Source organism: Gaoshiqia sediminis, from assembly GCF_025907915.1.
GTDB classification, from domain to species: domain Bacteria; phylum Bacteroidota; class Bacteroidia; order Bacteroidales; family Prolixibacteraceae; genus Gaoshiqia; species Gaoshiqia sediminis.
Genome location: NZ_JAPAAF010000107.1, coordinates 1 through 637 on the forward strand (window position 1 = coordinate 1; position 637 = coordinate 637).

At 49.5% G+C, this 637-nt stretch carries 1 protein-coding gene; it reads right to left on the reverse strand.

Going from position 1 to position 637, the window contains the following annotated elements:
- Positions 1–637: glycosyl hydrolase family 95 catalytic domain-containing protein (locus N2K84_RS20190; protein WP_428222004.1), on the reverse strand; the 637-nt coding region annotated here is incomplete at both ends.

Consider the following 637-nt stretch of genomic DNA (forward strand, 5'->3'; position numbering starts at 1 on the left):
TTCTTCCGCCATTCACCGGATCAACCAGCGTCAGTTGATCTTTGATCAGTTTCATGGCATGATTCCCATCGAGCAGGCGGGCCCAAAAATTCACCTTCCAGCCCATCGACCAGCCTGTTGACACATCGCCACGATGAATGAGCGTCGTTCTCGCCGCATCAAACAATTCAGGAGTAGCATATGGCGTAATTTGATTACTTGGGTAAAGGCCATAAAGGTGAGAAACATGCCGGTGTTTATCGTTCGGATTATCCAGATCTTCCATCCATTCCTGCAATTGTCCGTGCTGGCCAACCTGCATAGGCGGAAGACGGTCGAGGATTTGTTGAAAATCAGCCATCAACTCCCGGTCTTGATTTAATAAGGAGGCCGCTTTGATGGTTTTTGAAAACAAATCGAACAGGATTTGATTGTCCATAGTCGCTCCCGCTGTGACCGAAGGGCGACCGGCCGGTGCATTCTCCGGCGAAATGGACGGACTCACCACCAGCCAATTGTTGGTTGGTTCTTCGACCAAAAAATCCTGATAAAACTCGCATGCCGATTTCAACACCGGGTAAACCGATTCGAGGTAGTTCAAATCGCCGCTGTACAAATACTTCTCCCACAAATGCTGCGAAAGCCAGGCACCACCCAT